The organism is Pseudomonas sp. NPDC087817 (assembly GCF_044742875.1).
GTDB lineage: Bacteria > Pseudomonadota > Gammaproteobacteria > Pseudomonadales > Pseudomonadaceae > Aquipseudomonas.
The window spans coordinates 197,803-214,404 of the sequence record NZ_JBIUVJ010000005.1 but is presented as its reverse complement, the minus strand read 5'-3'; the positions used below and the strand labels follow the sequence as shown (position 1 = coordinate 214,404).

Annotated in this window: 20 protein-coding genes; 19 read left to right on the top strand and 1 reads right to left on the bottom strand. The window is 59.8% G+C overall.

Features of this window, described 5'->3' with window-relative positions; translation table 11 throughout:
- From fos to ACIONG_RS07760, 5 genes are all read left to right on the top strand, one after another.
- Positions 1–417 (top strand): fosfomycin resistance glutathione transferase, encoded by a 417-nt coding sequence (fos, locus tag ACIONG_RS07780; protein WP_315447859.1) that lies wholly within the window; start codon positions 1–3, stop codon positions 415–417.
- A gap of 60 nt (positions 418–477) precedes the next feature.
- Positions 478–1,116, top strand: a complete 639-nt coding sequence (locus tag ACIONG_RS07775) for a LysE family translocator (RefSeq protein WP_213027813.1) — start codon at positions 478–480, stop codon at positions 1,114–1,116.
- A 79-nt stretch (positions 1,117–1,195) separates the two neighbouring features.
- Positions 1,196–2,545 carry a diguanylate cyclase domain-containing protein gene (locus tag ACIONG_RS07770; protein WP_401297901.1) on the top strand — a complete coding sequence of 450 codons (1,350 nt, stop codon included), beginning with the start codon at positions 1,196–1,198 and terminating at the stop codon, positions 2,543–2,545.
- Between the two features lie 116 nt (positions 2,546–2,661).
- A complete protein-coding gene (locus tag ACIONG_RS07765) occupies positions 2,662–2,820 on the top strand; it encodes a KGG domain-containing protein (RefSeq protein WP_081500477.1) in 159 nt (52 codons plus the stop codon).
- A 75-nt stretch (positions 2,821–2,895) separates the two neighbouring features.
- Positions 2,896–3,399 (top strand): DUF4142 domain-containing protein, encoded by a 504-nt coding sequence (locus ACIONG_RS07760; RefSeq protein ID WP_401297897.1) that lies wholly within the window; start codon positions 2,896–2,898, stop codon positions 3,397–3,399.
- A gap of 59 nt (positions 3,400–3,458) precedes the next feature.
- On the opposite strand, the gene ACIONG_RS07755 is transcribed toward ACIONG_RS07760, so the two are convergent.
- Positions 3,459–3,869, bottom strand: coding sequence for a low affinity iron permease family protein (locus ACIONG_RS07755; RefSeq protein WP_103305557.1), 411 nt, complete (start codon positions 3,867–3,869; stop codon positions 3,459–3,461).
- Positions 3,870–4,102: 233 nt separating this feature from the next.
- Here ACIONG_RS07755 and tam point away from each other — a divergent pair, with 233 nt between their 5' ends.
- The 14 genes from tam (at position 4,103) to ACIONG_RS07685 (ending at position 16,573) form a co-directional block, all read left to right on the top strand.
- The gene (tam, locus tag ACIONG_RS07750; protein WP_401297894.1) at positions 4,103–4,876 is read left to right on the top strand and encodes a trans-aconitate 2-methyltransferase; all 774 of its coding nucleotides are present in this window, start codon (positions 4,103–4,105) and stop codon (positions 4,874–4,876) included.
- Positions 4,877–5,043: 167 nt separating this feature from the next.
- Positions 5,044–6,045, top strand: coding sequence for an ATP-grasp domain-containing protein (locus tag ACIONG_RS07745; protein WP_213027816.1), 1,002 nt, complete (start codon positions 5,044–5,046; stop codon positions 6,043–6,045).
- Between the two features lie 93 nt (positions 6,046–6,138).
- Positions 6,139–7,278 (top strand): trypsin-like peptidase domain-containing protein, encoded by a 1,140-nt coding sequence (locus ACIONG_RS07740; protein ID WP_103305561.1) that lies wholly within the window; start codon positions 6,139–6,141, stop codon positions 7,276–7,278.
- Positions 7,279–7,348: 70 nt separating this feature from the next.
- A complete protein-coding gene (locus ACIONG_RS07735; protein ID WP_315447846.1) occupies positions 7,349–8,476 on the top strand; it encodes a phosphoribosyltransferase domain-containing protein in 1,128 nt (375 codons plus the stop codon).
- Positions 8,466–9,224, top strand: coding sequence for a trehalose phosphatase (locus tag ACIONG_RS07730; RefSeq protein ID WP_315447844.1), 759 nt, complete (start codon positions 8,466–8,468; stop codon positions 9,222–9,224). The genes ACIONG_RS07735 and ACIONG_RS07730 overlap by 11 nt, the downstream gene beginning before the upstream one ends.
- A complete protein-coding gene (locus ACIONG_RS07725) occupies positions 9,217–10,311 on the top strand; it encodes a cysteine protease StiP family protein (RefSeq protein WP_401297889.1) in 1,095 nt (364 codons plus the stop codon). The genes ACIONG_RS07730 and ACIONG_RS07725 overlap by 8 nt, the downstream gene beginning before the upstream one ends.
- The gene (locus tag ACIONG_RS07720) at positions 10,311–11,261 is read left to right on the top strand and encodes an HpcH/HpaI aldolase/citrate lyase family protein (RefSeq protein ID WP_103305565.1); all 951 of its coding nucleotides are present in this window, start codon (positions 10,311–10,313) and stop codon (positions 11,259–11,261) included. The genes ACIONG_RS07725 and ACIONG_RS07720 overlap by 1 nt, the downstream gene beginning before the upstream one ends.
- On the top strand, positions 11,258–12,013 hold the full coding sequence (locus ACIONG_RS07715) for an HAD family hydrolase (RefSeq protein WP_401297886.1): 756 nt from the start codon (positions 11,258–11,260) through the stop codon (positions 12,011–12,013). The genes ACIONG_RS07720 and ACIONG_RS07715 overlap by 4 nt, the downstream gene beginning before the upstream one ends.
- Positions 12,014–12,015: 2 nt before the next feature.
- Positions 12,016–12,600, top strand: coding sequence for a TerD family protein (locus ACIONG_RS07710; protein ID WP_213027821.1), 585 nt, complete (start codon positions 12,016–12,018; stop codon positions 12,598–12,600).
- Positions 12,600–13,817 (top strand): TerD family protein, encoded by a 1,218-nt coding sequence (locus tag ACIONG_RS07705; RefSeq protein WP_401297883.1) that lies wholly within the window; start codon positions 12,600–12,602, stop codon positions 13,815–13,817. The genes ACIONG_RS07710 and ACIONG_RS07705 overlap by 1 nt, the downstream gene beginning before the upstream one ends.
- A gap of 46 nt (positions 13,818–13,863) precedes the next feature.
- On the top strand, positions 13,864–14,313 hold the full coding sequence (locus ACIONG_RS07700) for a tellurite resistance TerB family protein (protein ID WP_103305569.1): 450 nt from the start codon (positions 13,864–13,866) through the stop codon (positions 14,311–14,313).
- A gap of 44 nt (positions 14,314–14,357) precedes the next feature.
- Positions 14,358–15,359: a TerC/Alx family metal homeostasis membrane protein gene (locus ACIONG_RS07695; protein WP_103305637.1), complete on the top strand. Its 1,002-nt coding sequence runs from the start codon at positions 14,358–14,360 to the stop codon at positions 15,357–15,359.
- A 32-nt stretch (positions 15,360–15,391) separates the two neighbouring features.
- Positions 15,392–15,967: a TerD family protein gene (locus ACIONG_RS07690; RefSeq protein WP_103305570.1), complete on the top strand. Its 576-nt coding sequence runs from the start codon at positions 15,392–15,394 to the stop codon at positions 15,965–15,967.
- 27 nt (positions 15,968–15,994) lie between these two features.
- Positions 15,995–16,573 (top strand): TerD family protein, encoded by a 579-nt coding sequence (locus tag ACIONG_RS07685; RefSeq protein WP_401297878.1) that lies wholly within the window; start codon positions 15,995–15,997, stop codon positions 16,571–16,573.
- Positions 16,574–16,602: the final 29 nt, after the last annotated feature.

Genomic DNA, 16,602 nt, shown 5'->3' with positions numbered 1-16,602 from the left:
ATGCTCACCGGCCTCAACCACCTGACCCTGGCCGTCACTGATCTGAATCGCAGCCTGGCGTTCTATCGCGACGTGCTGCAATTGCGCGTCGACGCGACGTGGGATGCCGGTGCCTATCTATCGCTGCCCGGGTTGTGGCTGTGCCTGTCGCTTGACCCGAAACGAAACGCCGAGGCGTCCGCCGACTACACCCATTACGCTTTCAGCCTGAATGCGGCGGATTTTCCGCTGTTCGTCGAGACTCTAAAAGCGGCCAACGTGCAGGAATGGCGGGATAACCGCAGCGAAGGTGCGTCGTTCTACTTCCTCGATCCCGATGGCCACAAGCTCGAAGCCCACGTCGGTGGACTGGCTTCGCGGCTGGCGGCATGTCGACTGAAACCGTACGCCGGCATGCGTATTTACGACGCGCCGTGATCTGACACATTTTGCTGATATAGACTGGCGGCCACGTGTTCTGGCGCTTGCAGGTATTCCATGACCCCATCGTTACTAATGGCCGTTCTGGCCTCGGGTTTCATTTACGGCATTACGCCGGGGCCGGGTGTGCTGGCGGTATTCGGCATCGGCGCGGCCCACGGGCGACGGGCCGGGGCAGGGTTTCTCTGTGGGCACCTGCTCGGCGACGTGGTCTGGTGCAGCACCGCGTTGATCGCGATTGTCGGCGCACGGGAAATCGGCAGCACTGCGTTCGATGTGCTCGGCGTACTCAGCGGTTTGTACCTGTTCTGGCTGGGCTGGCGCGCGGTGCGTGCGCAACGCCGCAGCGATGACCAGCCGCAAGGCGCGGCGCGCAATCCGTTCTGGCACGGCATCCTGTTCGGCTTGACCAATCCCAAGGCCTATCCGGTGGCGGTGGCGACGTTCACAGCGCTGCTGTCGAGCCGCGCCGAACTGCTCAACTGGTCGATGCTGCCAGCGCTGATCGCCCTGAGTTTCCTCGGCGGATTGCTGGCTTACGCTATCCTCATTGGCGTTGTCGGCGCGCAGCGAGTGCGCACGATTTATCAGCGCCATGAACTGCTGATCACCCGGTTGTGCGGCGTGATGTTCATCGGTTTCGCCGTCAATGCGCTGCTACATGCGCTGCCGGGGCTGATGCCGAACAAGGCTTGATTTTGCGTGCAGGGATGCGGGATCGAACGGTCAAGGATGGTTGATCAGTGCTGCATTGCCCGGACACCTGTGCTGAACCATGGAAAGCCGAAATTCCGCGCCGTTGGCGAGTTTTATCGACCTGTTGCTGGACGCCGTTTGCGCGGTGGACAAGCAGGGTCGCTTCGTTTTTGTCAGTGCCGCCTGCGAGCGCATACTCGGCTACACGCCTGAGGAATTGATCGGCCGGCAAATGATCGAGCTGGTGCACCCGGCGGATCGCCAGCGCACGCTCGCTGCCGCCAGCGAGATCATGGGTGGCGAGCCCAAGCTCAATTTCGAGAACCGCTACGTGCGCAAGGACGGCGGCGTCGCTCACATTCTCTGGTCGGCGCGCTGGTCGGAAGTGGATCAATTACGCATCGCCGTGGCCCGCGACATTACCGAACGCAAGCAGGCCGAATCGCGGCAAGCGGCGCTGTATGCGATTTCCGAGGCGGCGCATGTGGCGGAAGATTTGCTGGCGTTGTTCAAACGTATCCACCTGATCATCGGCGAGTGGCTGCCGGCGATGAATTTCTCGGTGGCGCTCTACGACGAACACTGTGCACAGCTGAACTTTCCCTATCACGTTGACGATCACGAATTGCAGCCCGAGCAACCCGGGACGATCACCGGGCGTTTGTGTACGCAAGTGATCCGTAGTGGTCAGCCGATTCTTCTGACGCCGGACAGCGCCGATTCCCCGCCGGATTTTGCTGCATTGGTGGCCGAACAGAATTCACCGTGCTGGCTCGGCGTCCCGCTGAGCTCGAAAAACGGCACCATCGGCGCGTTGATCGTCAAAAGTCTGCCCGGCGGCGAGCGCTACACCGAACAGGACAAGGAACTGCTGCAATACGTCTGCGCCCAGGTCGCTACCGCCATCGAGCGTCAGCAATTGCACGCGCGACTGCGGCGCATGGCGCAATACGATCAACTGACTCAACTGCCCAATCGTGAGCTGCTCCGTGACCGTCTGAAGGCTGCATTGGCCAGCGCCCGCGAGCACTCCGGGCACATGGCGCTGTTGTATGTCGACCTGGATCGCTTCAAGCAGGTCAACGACACCTTCGGCCATGCGGTAGGCGACATGCTCCTGCAAACCGTGGCCAACCGCCTCAAGGGCTGCGTGCGCGAGACCGATACGGTCGCGCGGATCGGTGGTGATGAGTTCGTCGTGTTGTTGCACAGCGTGCAAGCGGTGGAAGATGCCGACAGCGTCGCGCAAAAAATCCGCCAAGTGCTGGTGCAACCCATGCGCCTGGATGGCCACAACCTGCAGATTGAACCGAGTATCGGTGTCGCCCGCTATCCCGAGCATGGTTGCGAGGAACATCAATTGTTTCGCCATGCCGATCAGGCGATGTATGCCGCCAAGCGCCAGAACCATCGCGGGCTCAATGGCTGATGCGGGTTCACCGTTCGTCGCGACGCGGGCAACTTTTCTAAACCTTTGCCAGCCAGAAAATTCTCAATCTAGGCGGGCACCTGCTCGCCACGATCAATACCAAGAGGTAGAGAATCATGCCTAATTCAAGAAACTCGAACTCGGGAAACTTCGCCAACGATCGAACGAAGGCGTCTGAAGCCGGTCGCAAAGGTGGGAAAACCACCACAACGACGGTCGATAAAGAGCCTGCGAAAACAGACATGGGCCGCAAGCCCGCTCAGAAATCGAAGTAGTCGGTGAAGGTTGTTTTGATTGAGAGGCGGGGGCGCAAGCTCCCGCTTGAATTTTGAGAGAAGGAGGGCGCGACCATGAGCCGGATGGCCACCCAAGTACGTCATTTGAGTTTTGTCACTGTTCTGGGACTGTTCGCCAGCAGCGCTTTTGCCCAGTCGCCAGCCGAATTTATCAACGATGCATCAGCCAAAGGCATGGCTGACATCGAAGCCAGCCGTCTGGCGCATCAGAAGACCGAATCCAAAGAGGTCAAGGACTACACCATCGTCGTCATCAACGACCGCACCACGGCCAATCAGCACTTGGCGAAAATCGCCAAAAAGCTCGACCTGCCCGTCGCACCGCGTGACGAGATGGCCGACAAGGCCAAGGAGATGATCCCTGAAGTGAAAGACGGCGCAACCTTCGACCAGGCCTACGCCGCCAGCCAAGTCAAAGCCACTGAAGAAGCCATTCAGCAGATCCAGCAAGAAGCACAGACCACCGATGTTCCGGAGATCAAGGCTTTCGCTGATGAGACATTGCCTAAACTGCAAAATCATTTGGAGATGGCCAGAGCGCTGCAAGCCAGCCGCTAATCTCAAGTCTTACAAGAATCCTGTGGCGAGGGAGCTTGCTCCCTCGCCACAAAGACGATTCAGCAATCATTCAAATCCTGCTTCGGCTTGCTCTTCTCGCCCAAACCTTCAAGGTTGAACACCTCCCCTTCACCCAGCGTACGGTAGTGCTTGCGCAACGCTTCAAGTTGCTTCAAATCCAACGCTTCCAGCCCCAGCATTGCGTTCTGCGCCTCCTTGGTTACCAGCAGCAACTCATCGATCTTCAAGTGCAGAATGTCGGTGTCGCGGTTCTGCGTGTTCTGAATCAGGAACACCATCAGGAACGTGATGATCGTCGTCGAGGTATTGATGATCAGTTGCCAGGTGTCGTTGTAATCAAAAATCGGCCCGGTCAATGCCCATAACCCAATCAGGATCAGCGCCCCCATGAAGGTCTTGGGGCTGCCGGCCCACAGGGCGAGCTTCTGGGAAATCTTCGCGAATTTCATGGCCGTGTTCCTTATTGGCGGAGTGCTTGAAATTCAGACACTGACGGCATTATGAAAATTCTGTTTGTTACCGAGGTATTCCATGTGAAATCGGCCTTGCGACTGGTTTCGTCATGATTGGCCTTGAGGTGTGAGTGATCGAGCTGAAATGCTTTGCAACGAGTGGCTCTGGAACTGCTCGCGTCGCTGCCTGTATCGTGACCAACCGCTGAATGCCCCGACAGGAGAACGCAATGAGTTGGTCCGCCAAACAGTACGTCGCTTTTGAAGATGAACGCACTCGCCCGGCCCGCGATCTGCTGGCGGCCATTCCTGCGGCGCAGGCGCAAGCGGTGGTCGATATCGGTTGCGGTCCGGGCAACTCGACGGAGTTGCTGGTGCAGCGTTTTCCCGGAGCGAAGGTCAGCGGACTCGACAGTTCGCCCGACATGATCGACGCCGCCCGCAAGCGCTTGCCGCTGTTGCAGTTCGATGTGGCCGAGATTGATCAATGGTCCGATGCAGGTCCGTTCGATGTGATCTTTGCCAATGCGGTGTTGCAGTGGGTGCCGGACCACGCGACGCTGTTGCCGAAGCTGGCGGGCAAACTGGCGTCAGGCGGGAGTCTGGCGATCCAGATGCCGGACAACCTCAACGAACCCTCCCACCGGCTGATGCGCGAAGTCGCCGCAAACGGCCCGTGGGCCAGCAAACTCGCCGGTGCCGCCGGGCAGCGCACTGACATGGCGAGTGCCAGCGAATACTTCTCGATGTTGCGTGCGCACTGCGCGCGAGTCGATGTGTGGCGCACCACCTATCACCATCAGTTGGTGGGCGGTGCGGCGGGCGTCGTCGAGTGGTTCAAGGGCAGCGGGTTGATTCCGTTTCTGAGCCCTTTGACTGAAAGCGAACGGGCGCAGTATCTGCAGCAGTATCTGACCGAAATCGAAAAGGCTTACCCGGCAATGGCCGATGGCTCGGTGCTGTTGCCGTTCCCGCGCCTGTTTATTGTGGCCACCCGAGAATAAACCCGGGAAGCACTAATGACGCTCCGAGAGCGCCGGATCCACTGCCGAATGTTCCCCTTGAGTTTGCAGTGGAAGACGGTACTGTCCGCACCCATTGGCGGATGTGAGACGAACGTTCTCAGAAAATGTTTCGGCATTCGGCGTAACGACAAGGGAGGGTAAACATAGTGATCTGGTTTCTAGAAGGGCAGTCCAGTCAGCGCGACATCATTCTCGGCGCGCGCGAGGCGCTGCCGGCCGACGTGAAGATTTATGCGTCGCATCGACGGGATCGCCCGGAAATCACCTCGTTCGCCGACATCAGCTTTGTGGAGCCTGCGGACAATCAGGAACGCATCGATTGGGTCATTGCGACCGCTCAGGCTCACAACATCAAAGTCATCCTGGCGGGCCGCGTTGGCAGCGTCTTCGAACAGGCTCGGCAGCGCTTCGAGGAGGCCGGCCTGGTACTGGTTACCGGCGCACTCTCTTTGGATACGTTTGATCGGGTCGATAACAAGAGCCGATTCACCGCTGAGGCAGAGCGAGCGGGGCTGGCCTGCGTGCCGGCGATCACCGCCGCCAATGCCGAAGAGATGCTCGCCGCTTATCAGACGCTGAGTGCATCGGGCGAAGTGTGCGTCAAACCGGCCGTGGGTATTTATGGCCAGGGGTTCTGGCGTTTCAAGGCAGGTGCCGACCCTTTCCGCTGTTTCGCCAACCCCGACGAGCGTGAGGTCAACTTCGACCTTTATATGCATGCCTATCGCTCGGCTGATACGCCGCCGCCACCGATGCTAGTGATGCCCTATATGGCGGGAAGCGAATGTTCGGTGGATATGGTCTGTGAAGCCGGTCGTCCGATTGCGTTTGTTGGCCGTCGCAAGACCGGTCTGTATCAGTTGCTCGAGCGTGAAGGTGCCGCTGTAGAACTCGCGCTCAAGGCAGCCGAACACTTTCAATGCGATGGCATCGTCAATGTCCAGACCCGTGACGATGCAGACGGTAAACCGCATTTGCTGGAAATTAACGCTCGTTACTCCGGGGGCATCGGTTACACCCGGGAAGCGGGTTTGAACCTGCCCGGCATCTTTGCCACTCGTCGGCTGGGTTTGCCTGAGCCTGCGGGCGTTTGGCGGCCGAACGTGCGTTTAAAAGGGGTGACCGTGGCTGCGCTAGCATCATCCTGATGTTAAATAGACATATGGAATCTGTTACCATTTGCGCGTTTTTGTCGTTCGATACGGCCCCATGCAGGAAGCAAGACAAGGAGTTTTCAAGGAATGATGGTGCTCGCGCCTGGCGCAAACACCGCAGTATCAAACGCCCGGAGTGAATGGACTCTGGAATGTGGAAACTCCTCGGCTTTCGGGGAGTACGCCGCCGTTGCCATATTGCCGGTTGACGAAAAACGCCGCCCGAAAGGTGATGCCGCCCTTTTTCAGACGCCACGCGCGTGGATGGAATGGGTCGGCGATCAGCAAAAAGTCGGTTGCAAGCTGAACCTGGATGAAATTCCGGCCGGCAGCGACCGTGTGCTGCTGGTGGTCTACACGTTCTCCGCCGTTGGCCCGGTCAGTGAGCTGAAGAACCTGCGCCTGCAGGTGGATGGCCAGATCGAGTACTCCTTGGATCTGCGCGAAAACGGCGAATCCGCCATCATCATCGGCGAATTTTACAGCCGCAATCAGCAGTGGAAATTTCGCGCACTGGCCGAAGGTTCTGCCTACGGGCTGGCGGCACTCGGCCGTCGCATCGGCCTCGATATCGACGAAGCCCACCCCAATGGACGCCAGAACGCGCCGGGCTCCGGCAGAGCCCCGGACAGCGCCACCGGCACTGCTTTTGCCGTTTCTCCTACCCATGTCATGACTTGTGCCCACGTCATTGAAGGCATGCGCGAGATTCACATTGCCTCGTTTGACGGACGCTATCGTGTCGACCCCGTGGTGGTCGATCGGCGCAACGATATTGCTCTTTTACGGGTGATCGACTGCCCGCCGTTGAAACCGGTGGCTTTCAAGTCCGGATTCGGTTGCGATCTGGGTGAAGACATTGTCGCGTTGGGCTTTCCGCTGGCCGGTTTCGCCGGTGGCGGCGTCCACGTCACTCAGGGTGGTGTGTCGGCGCTGTTCGGTTTGCGCAACGATGCCAGTCTGTTGCAGTTCACAGCGCCCATTCAGCCGGGCTCAAGCGGCAGTCCGCTATTCGATTTTTCCGGTGCCGTGATTGGCCTCGTGACCTCTTCGGTACCCGATGCGCAAAACATGAATTTTGCGGTGAAAGCCTCGCTGCTGGTTTCGTTCCTCGATGCCTGTCGGGTCGATGGAAAAATAAATGCGTCTGGCCAGACGTTCACAGCGGCGCAGTTGGCTCGCGAAGCACAAGCATCAATGTGGCGGGTGGAAGCCACAAATCTCTGATTCACTTTTGAATTGAAACCCACGGAAGAGGCGCTGGATCTTCGATCACACGCCAAGTCAGGAATTGTTAATGGAATCTGGTACAGCAACGAAAGCGCTGAGCGCACAACTGATGCGTGGACGTCTGGACGTCAACGTTGATGATGCTGTCATTGCCCCCGAATCACTGTTCGGCTTTGCCGAACGACGTAATCCGAAGCGCGCATTCCTGTTCGTGTCGAAAGTACTCGGACGGCATATTCCGGTCCGGCCATCAGTGATGGCCGCCAGTTTTGAAAGTCTGGCCGCCGAAATTCCGGCGGACCTGCCAGGCCCTGTGCTGGTCATCGGCATGGCCGAAACCGCAGTCGGCCTCGGCGCCGGCGTTCACCGTGCGTACAGCGCCACTCGCCCCGATACCGTGTACATGGTCAGCACCCGTCACCCCACCGGGACCGAGTTGTTCGCCCGTTTCGAAGAAGAACACAGTCACGCCAGTGCGCATCTGATTCACCTGCCGGTCGATCCGCAAGTGCGTGAGCAGATGCTCAGCGCCCGTTCATTGGTGCTGGTTGATGACGAGGCCTCGACGGGCAAGACGTTCATCAATCTGCATCGGGCGCTGGTCGATGCCGGTCTGGATAAACTCGAACAGGTCGTGACCTGTGTACTCACGGACTGGTCCGGCGGCGCGGTGCGTGATGCGCTGGGTGATTGCGCGCATCAGGTTTCCCTGCTGCAGGGCTCGTATCAATTCCATGAAGACCCGGATGCGCCTTTGCCCGACATGCCGGCGGTGGGCACCATTGCTGCCGGTGACTGGCCGGTGAGCGCGGAAAATGACTGGGGCCGCCTCGGCGTGCGGGCTGTCGCCGACACCCTGGCGCCAGGCCTTCAGGTACAACCGGGTGAGCGGATTCTGGTGGTGGGCACCAGCGAGTTTGTCTGGCGTCCGTTCCTGCTCGCCGAACGTCTGGAACGTGCTGGCGCCGATGTCCATTTCAGTTCGACCAGCCGCTCGCCGATTGCGCTGGGCCATGCGATCGAGCATGCCTTGTCGTTCGCCGACAACTACGGTCTGGGCATTCCAAATTTTCTCTACAACGTGCGTCCGGGTCAGTTCGACCGGGTGCTGATCTGTTCGGAAACCCCACAGCAGGCAGTCTCTGCCGAACTGTTGAAAACCTTGAATGCGCAGGTGATCGTCGATGCCAAGTAACCGTCCGTTGACGCTGGTTGATCTCGACGACACGTTGTTTCAAACCGCACGCAAGATGAAAGAGGGCACACCTCGCCACACAGCGACCCTGGATGTCGACGGTCAGCCCAACGGTTACATGAGCCCGGTGCAGAAATCGATGGTCGAGTGGCTGCTGGCGACGACCGATGTCGTCCCGGTCACGGCGCGCAGCGTGGAGGCGTTCAGCCGGGTCCGGTTGCCCTTTCAGCACGGTGCCATCTGCTCCCATGGCGGTGTGATCCTCGGCGCGGACGGCACGCTCGACCAGGCCTGGCAGGCGCGCATGGAAGACCTCCTCGCCAACTATCAGCGCCGCCTGCCGGAGCTGAGTGAGGCGACGCTGGCCATCGGCAAGCAACTGGGCATTTCCCTGCGCGGCTGGGTGGTTGAAGAGCAGGGCTTGCGCCATTACGTGGTGACCAAACACAACGAAAGCAGTGACGACGTTCTCGACGCGGTGCTGGCTGAAGTCCGGGCGCAAGGCTTGCTGGATGGCCTGCACATTCATGGCAACAGCAACAATCTGGCGTTCCTGCCGCAAGGCCTGTCGAAGCAAGCGGCGGTTCAGGAATGGTTGCGCCGTGATCGTGAAATCAACGGTGAACGCCCTGTGCTGGGCTTCGGCGACAGCATCACCGACCTGGCGTTCATGGAGGAGTGCCACCTGTGGGCGACCCCGACGCGCAGCCAGTTGGCCAAGCGGGCAGGGGCTTCGATCCATGAGTGATGCGATCTCCAGCCTGGTGACGGTGGGCAGTGCGAGCTACGCGCCGGATGACGTGCATTTCCTGCTGCAAGCGGTGCAGATGGACGTGACGGACGTCGAGGAAAAAGAGCGCCTGATTCAGACGAAGCAGAAGCACTATTCCGAAATGATCAGTCTGGAAAGTGCCCCAAGCGATGTGCACAAGGCCCTGTACGAACGGGTGCTGTCGCAGAACGGTGCGCGCATGGCGGCCGATGTGCAAGCCCTGGCGCTGGGCTTGAACGAGACCTGCACCGGCGCTTCGATTGTGCTGGTGTCGTTCGTGCGCGCAGGCCTGCCGCTGGGTGTGCTGTTGCGTCGCGCGCTCATCGAGATGGGGCGCGAAGCCTTCCATTACGGCATCAGCATCGTCCGTGATCGCGGCATCGACACGGTTGCTCTGGAAGCCATTATCCAGACCCACGGGGCCGAAAACATCGTCTTCGTCGATGGCTGGACCGGCAAGGGCGCGATCAGCGGCGAAATTCAACGCAGCCTTGGCGCAGATGCACGTTTCCCGAAATCTCCCCGACTGGTCGTGCTGGCTGACCCCTGTGGTCGCGCCTGGATGGCCGCTTCGTCCGAAGACTGGGTGATTCCGTCGGGGATTCTCGGCGCCACTGTCTCCGGCCTGGTGTCGCGTTCGATCTGGCCTGAAAACGGCGGACTGCATGGCTGCGTGGTCTACGACCACTTGCGCGAACACGATGTGACACAGACGTTCATCGAGCAGATCGAAACTCACCGTAAAACGTTGGGCATCGTGCCGAAAGCCGTGCCATGGACCGACGCACAGCGTCTCGAGCTTCAGGGGGCCGCCACCCACGTCGTTGCAGCACTGGCAGCACGTTTCGAGGTGAGCAACCTCAATCGGGTCAAGCCAGGCATCGCCGAGGCGACCCGCGCAGTGTTGCGCCGCGTCCCGCACCATGTGCTGATTCGCGACCGCAACGACAGCGACGTGCAATTGCTCATGCACCTGACCGAAGCCGCCGGCGTACCGGTGGAAGAGGTCGGCGCGCAGTTGGGCCCTTATCGGGCAGTGACGATCATTCGGAGTCTGGGCTGATGAAGATGCTTTCTCCTTACGCCCTCGGGGCCACGCTCTACATGCCCGCAACTCGCGCCGATCTGTTGGACGTGGTGTTCCGCACCAAGCTGCCGGAACTGCGTTCGCTGGTGGTGTGCCTGGAAGACGCGGTCGCGGACATTGATATCGAGACGGCGCTAGCCAACCTGCATGGTTTGTTGACGGTCATCGAGCAACGCGGTGGTCGGCCAGAGGGCGGCCCGCTGCTGTTCGTGCGCCCGCGCGATTCACAGATGGCCGCTGTTCTCAATGACTGGCCGCTGATGGCGCATGTCGACGGCTTTGTCATCCCGAAACTGACCCTGGCCAATCTGGGCGCCTGGGAACAGGCCGTGACCAACCCTGCGCTGTTCCTGATGCCGACGCTGGAAACCACGGACGTCTTCAACCCCGGCGCGATGGTCGAACTGGGGCATGCCCTCAAGGCCAGCCTCGACCAGCGAATCATCGCCCTGCGCATCGGTGGCAACGATTTGATGGGCAGCCTCGGTCTGCGCCGCAATCCGACCACCACGCTCTATAGCACGCCGATGGGCTACGTGATTCCGATGCTGGCGGGGGTCATGGGTTCGCTGGGCTTTGCCCTGACCGCGCCGGTGTTCGAACAATTGGCGTCGCCGCAGTTGCTCAAGGAAGAACTGGAATTCGATATCGCCCATGGCCTGGTCGGCAAGACCGCCATTCACCCGAGCCAGATCGAAATCATCCAGGACACGTTGCGCGTCAGCCTCGAAGACTTCAACAGCGCCAAGCTGATCGTCAGTGACGTGGCCCCTGCGGTATTCCGCCACAACGACGCGATGTGCGAGCCCGCCACCCACTACAAGTGGGCGACGAACATTCTTGAGCGCGCGCGCTGGCACGGTATCCGCCATGCGGAAAACGGTGTCGGCGAAGTTTCGATTCGCCTGGCAGAGGCCGCAGGATGATAGAGCAGATCGACAACCCCGCCGCGCCGCAGCGGCCAGTCCTCGCCGTGTTTGATTTCGACGGCACGCTGACCCGGCACGACAGTTTCGTGCCGTTTCTGAAGTTTGCGTTCGGCAAGCGTGAGTTCAATCGGCGCCTGCTCCGACTGGCGCTGCCCAGCCTGCGATTCGTCGCCCGGCGGATGAGCCGTGACGAACTCAAAGCGCAGTTGATACGCACGTTTCTGAGCGGTGTGAAGCTTGAGTGGCTGCAACAGCAGGCCACGAGTTATTGCGCGCAGGCCTGGCCGCGCCTGATGCGTCCGTCAGGGTTGCTGGCGATCGAGGCCGAGCTCAAGTCCGGTGCCGTGGTGACGTTGTGTTCCGCCTCGCCTGCACTGGTCTTGCAGCCTTTCGCCGAGCGCTTGGGCATCAATTTGATCGGTACGGAACTGGAAGTGGTGGACGGCGTATTGACCGGGCACATCACCGGCGACAACTGCCGCTGCGCGAACAAAGTCATCAGGCTGGAAGCGGTTTACGGCAGTTTGCTGCAATACCGGATCAGGGCCTGGGGCGATACACGCGGCGATCACGAATTGCTCGCGGCGGCCGAAGATGCGCACTGGCGGCACTTTCACCCGTCATGGCGGCGTGGACGCCTGCGGGTAAGCAATGGAAGAAATCCGGGCGTGCGCGATGCGCAGGCCGACCTGCATGAGGCGCACACATCCGAGCGCCCCATGAACACCGATGACCAACAAGGAGCGTAACGATGGCACTTACCCTAGAAAAAAAGCAGTCCATTTCCCTGGAAAAAACCGCTGGTACGGCGCTGTCCAGCGTCAGCCTCGGCCTGGGTTGGGACCCGGTGAAGGCCGGCTTTCTCGGCAAGCTGATGGGCAATGGCGGTGATATCGACCTGGACGCTTCGTGCATCCTGCTCGACGGCAGCCTGCAGCCGGTCGATCTCGTCTGGTTCCGCCAGCTCAAGTCGCAGGACGGCTCGATCCAGCATTCCGGCGACAACCGCACCGGCGAAGGTGCGGGTGACGACGAAACCATCCACGTTGACCTGCAACGTCTGCCGGCCGTCGTCCAGCACCTGGTGTTCACCGTGAACAGCTTCACCGGGCAAAACTTCGAAAAAGTCGAAAATGCCTACTGCCGCATCGTCAACGCCAGTAACAAAAACGAACTGGCCCGCTTCAATCTGTCCGAGCGTGGCGCTCACACCGGTATCGTCATGGCCAGCCTGTCCCGCGACAGCGATGGCTGGAAATTCACCGCGATCGGTCAGACCACCAATGGCCGCACCGCCGACGATCTGGTCAACCTGGCCGTTCAGGCGCTGCGTTAATGGCGACCCTTGCTCCGGGTGGCAACGCGCCAGTTGCCAGCGGCCCGCTTCGCGTCGACATCAATTACTCGCCGATTCCTGGCGCTGACATTGATGTCTCGGCCTTTGTTCTGGGAACCACGGCAAAGGTTCGCGGCGATGGCGACATGTGCTTTTACGGGCAACCGAGCGTATTGGGCGGGGCAGTCACCCTGTCCGACGCCTCGGCGGGTCGTGCGGTGTTCACGGTCGATCTGAGCCGACTTGAAGCGGCCGTGGAAAAGGTCGCACTGACCGCCACGATCTACGAAAACAAGGCCAGTTTCGAGCGCGTCTCGCAGTTGTCGGTGGTGGTGTCCGGGGGCGTCGAAGCGCAGATCCCGACCAGTGGCATGAAGGAAACCGCGCTGATCCTCGGCGAGTTTTATCGTCGTCAGGGCGAGTGGAAATTCCGCTGCGTCGGACAGGGCTTCAACGGTGGACTTGAGCCGTTGGCCAGGCACTTCGGTGTGGATGTGGCTACTCCGGCAGCAGCGCCGACACCGGCTCCAGCCCCAGCCCCAGCCCCAGCCCCAGCCCCAGCCCCAGCCCCAGCCCCAGCCCCCGTGCCGCCAGCGGCTCCTGCGGCAGCGAAATCGTCGATCAGCCTGAGCAAGGTCACCCTCGACAAGACCCGCAGCTCCATCAGTCTGGAGAAGACGGCGGCCGGCTTCGGTGAGATCAAGGTCAACCTGAACTGGAACAAGCGCAGCTCCGGCGGCTTCTTCCGCAGCAGCACCTCGGTCGACCTGGACGTCGGTTGCCTGTACGAGTTGCAGGACGGTGAAAAGGGTGTGGTGCAAGCCCTTGGCAACTGCTTCGGCGAATTGAAGCATGCGCCTTACATCCAGTTGATGGGCGACGACCGTACCGGCTCCGTGGCCGGTGGCGAATGGATGCACATCAATGGCGGCAAGTGGGCAGAAGTGCGCCGCATCCTGATTTTCGCCTTCATCTACGAAGGCGCGCCGAACTGGCGCGAGACCGACGGCGTCGTGACCATCTACATCCCGAATCAGCCGGACATCGAGGTTCGCCTCAACGAAGAGGGCGGTCGCCATGGCATGTGCGCCATTGCAATGCTCGAAAACGTCAACGGTGCCGTCAAGGTTTCCCGGCGAGTGGATTTCCACCGCGGGCATTCGGCGATGGACGAAGCCTACGGCTGGGGCATGAACTGGCGCGCCGGCTCTAAATAGTTACCTTGGCGGGGCTTGGTGCCCCGCCCTTTGAGAGGACCTCAAAATGCTTGCATGGCTTAAAGAAAACGCTGCATTGGCGCGGGACAAACTGACCACTGAGGTGAGCAAGTTCAAAAACCAGAAATTCATGGAGGCCACGACTGCCGCGTGCGCAATCGTCGCCGCTGCAGACGGTGAGATCTCTTCCGCCGAGAAAACCAAAATGGCCGGGTTTATCAATAACTCGTCGGAATTGAAGGTTTTCAACATGGCCGACGTCATCAAATCCTTCAACGGTCACTGCGAAAAGTTCGAGTTCGACTTTCAGATCGGTCAGGCGGAAGCGCTCAAGGCTATCGGCAAGATCAAGGGCGATGCCGGTGCCGGCCGCCTGCTGGTGCGTGTCGCGTGTGCCATCGGTGCGTCGGATGGCAACTTCGACGACAAAGAAAAAGCGGCATGCCGTCTGATTTGCCTCGAGCTGGGATTGAACCCGGCTGATTTCGAACTTTAAGGAGCGGTACCTTGGACAGTCACATTGGATTTCCCCCGCTGACCATGGCGGTGTTCGTCGGTATAGCGCTGGGCGCGCTGCTGCTCGACATGGTCACCCACCGTGGGGACAAACCCATTTCGCTGGCCAAAGCCTCGATCTGGTCGATTTTCTGGATTGCGATCTCGCTGGCGTTTGCAGGTTTTCTGTATGTGCAGCACGGGCCGGATGTCGCGAGCCTGTTCGTCACCGGTTATGCGCTGGAAAAAGTCCTCAGCGTCGACAACCTCTTTGTATTCATGGCGATTTTTGCCTGGTTCAAAGTGCCTGATGGCATGCGTCACCGCGTGCTGTACTGGGGCATCATCGGCGCGATCGTATTCCGTGGGATCTTCGTTGCTATCGGTACCGGTCTGCTGGCGTTCGGCCCGTGGGTCGAGATCGTGTTCGCCGTGATCGTCGCCTGGACAGCCATCATGATGCTGCGCAGCGGCGGTGATGACGAAGAAGAGGAAGACTATTCCAAGCACATGGCTTACCGCTTTGCGCAAAAACTCTTCCCGGTATGGCCAAAGCTGCACGGCCATAACTTCTTCGTGTCGCGCAAGCAACTCGAAGTGGAACTGAAGAAACCCGAGAACCAGGGCATGACACTGGCGGCGAAGGGCACCATTTTCGCCACGCCACTGTTCCTTTGCCTGGTGGTCGCAGAAGTTTCCGACATCCTGTTTGCCTTCGACTCCGTACCGGCAGTCATCGCCGTGAGCCGCGAGCCGCTGATCGTTTACTCGGCCATGCTCTTCGCCATTCTCGGCCTGCGGACCATGTACTTCGTCCTGGAAGCCCTGAAACGCTATCTGGTGCACCTGGAAAAATCGGTGATCGCGCTGCTGTTCTTCATTGCCGTCAAGCTGGGCTTGAATGCAACCGACCACATGTTCCATCACGGCTACACCATCGATGCGAACACCAGTTTGCTGATCGTTATGGTGGTGCTGGCAATCGGTGTCGTCGCCAGTCTGATCTTCCCCGGAAAGGAAGAAGAAGCACCGATCGAAAACCAATGAGTAATCGTCTTCACCACAAGGAGTAATACCCCATGGCACTGACTCTTCAAAAGGGTGCAAACCTGTCGCTGACCAAAACCGACCCGAGCCTGAGCAAGATTCTGGTTGGCCTGGGCTGGGACCCGCGCGCCACTGACGGCGCAGAGTTTGACCTGGACGCGAGCGCTCTTCTGCTGGGTGCGAACGGCAAGGTCCGCAGCGAAGCCGACTTCATTTTCTACAACCAACTGAAAAGCCTGGACGGTTCGGTTGAGCACACCGGTGACAACCGCACCGGTGCTGGCGACGGCGACGACGAAGTGATCAAGGTCGACCTGAGCCGTGTTCCGGCCGACGTGGAAAAGGTGGTTTTCGTTGTCACCATCCATGACGCCGAATCGCGCAAGCAGAGCTTTGGTCAGGTGGGTGGTTCGTTCATCCGCGTGGTCAATGACGTGACCAGTGCCGAAGTGGTCCGCTACGACCTGGCTGAAGACGCCTCGACCGAAACGGCGATGGTGTTCGCCGAACTGTATCGCCACAACGGCGAGTGGAAATTCCGCGCCGTTGGTCAGGGTTATGCCGGTGGTCTGCGCGCCCTGGCCAACTCCTACGGCATGAACTTTTAACCAACCCCCAACAAAAGGAATGTGAACATGGCTGTAAGTCTGTCCAAAGGTGGCAACGTTTCGCTGTCCAAAGAAGCTCCGGGCCTGTCCGAAGTGATCGTGGGCCTGGGTTGGGATCCGCGTGTCACTGAAGGCACCGAGTTCGACCTGGATGCTTCGATTTTCATCGTGGGTGAAAACGGCAAAGTCCTCGACGACAACGGTTTCATTTTCTACAACAACAAAAAATCCACCGACGGCTCCGTCGAGCACCTGGGCGACAACCGCTCGGGCGCTGGTGAAGGCGACGACGAGCAAGCCACCGTCAAGCTCAACGGCCTGGCGGCTGCTGTGAAGAAACTGGTGTTCTCGGTGACCATCCACGACGCCGAAGCCCGCAAGCAAAGCTTCGGTCAGGTGTCCAACGCCTACATCCGAGTGATCAACAAGGCTGACGGTAAAGAGCTGGCTCGCTACGACCTGAGCGAAGACGCTTCCACCGAAACCGCGATGATTTTCGGTGAGCTGTACCGTAACGGTGAAGAGTTCAAGTTCAAGGCGATCGGCCAGGGTTTTGCTGGCGGCCTGAAGCCTCTGGCTGAAGCCCACGGTGTGAGCATCGGCTAACCCGCAAGGGTTGAGAAGGCCCCCTCGCG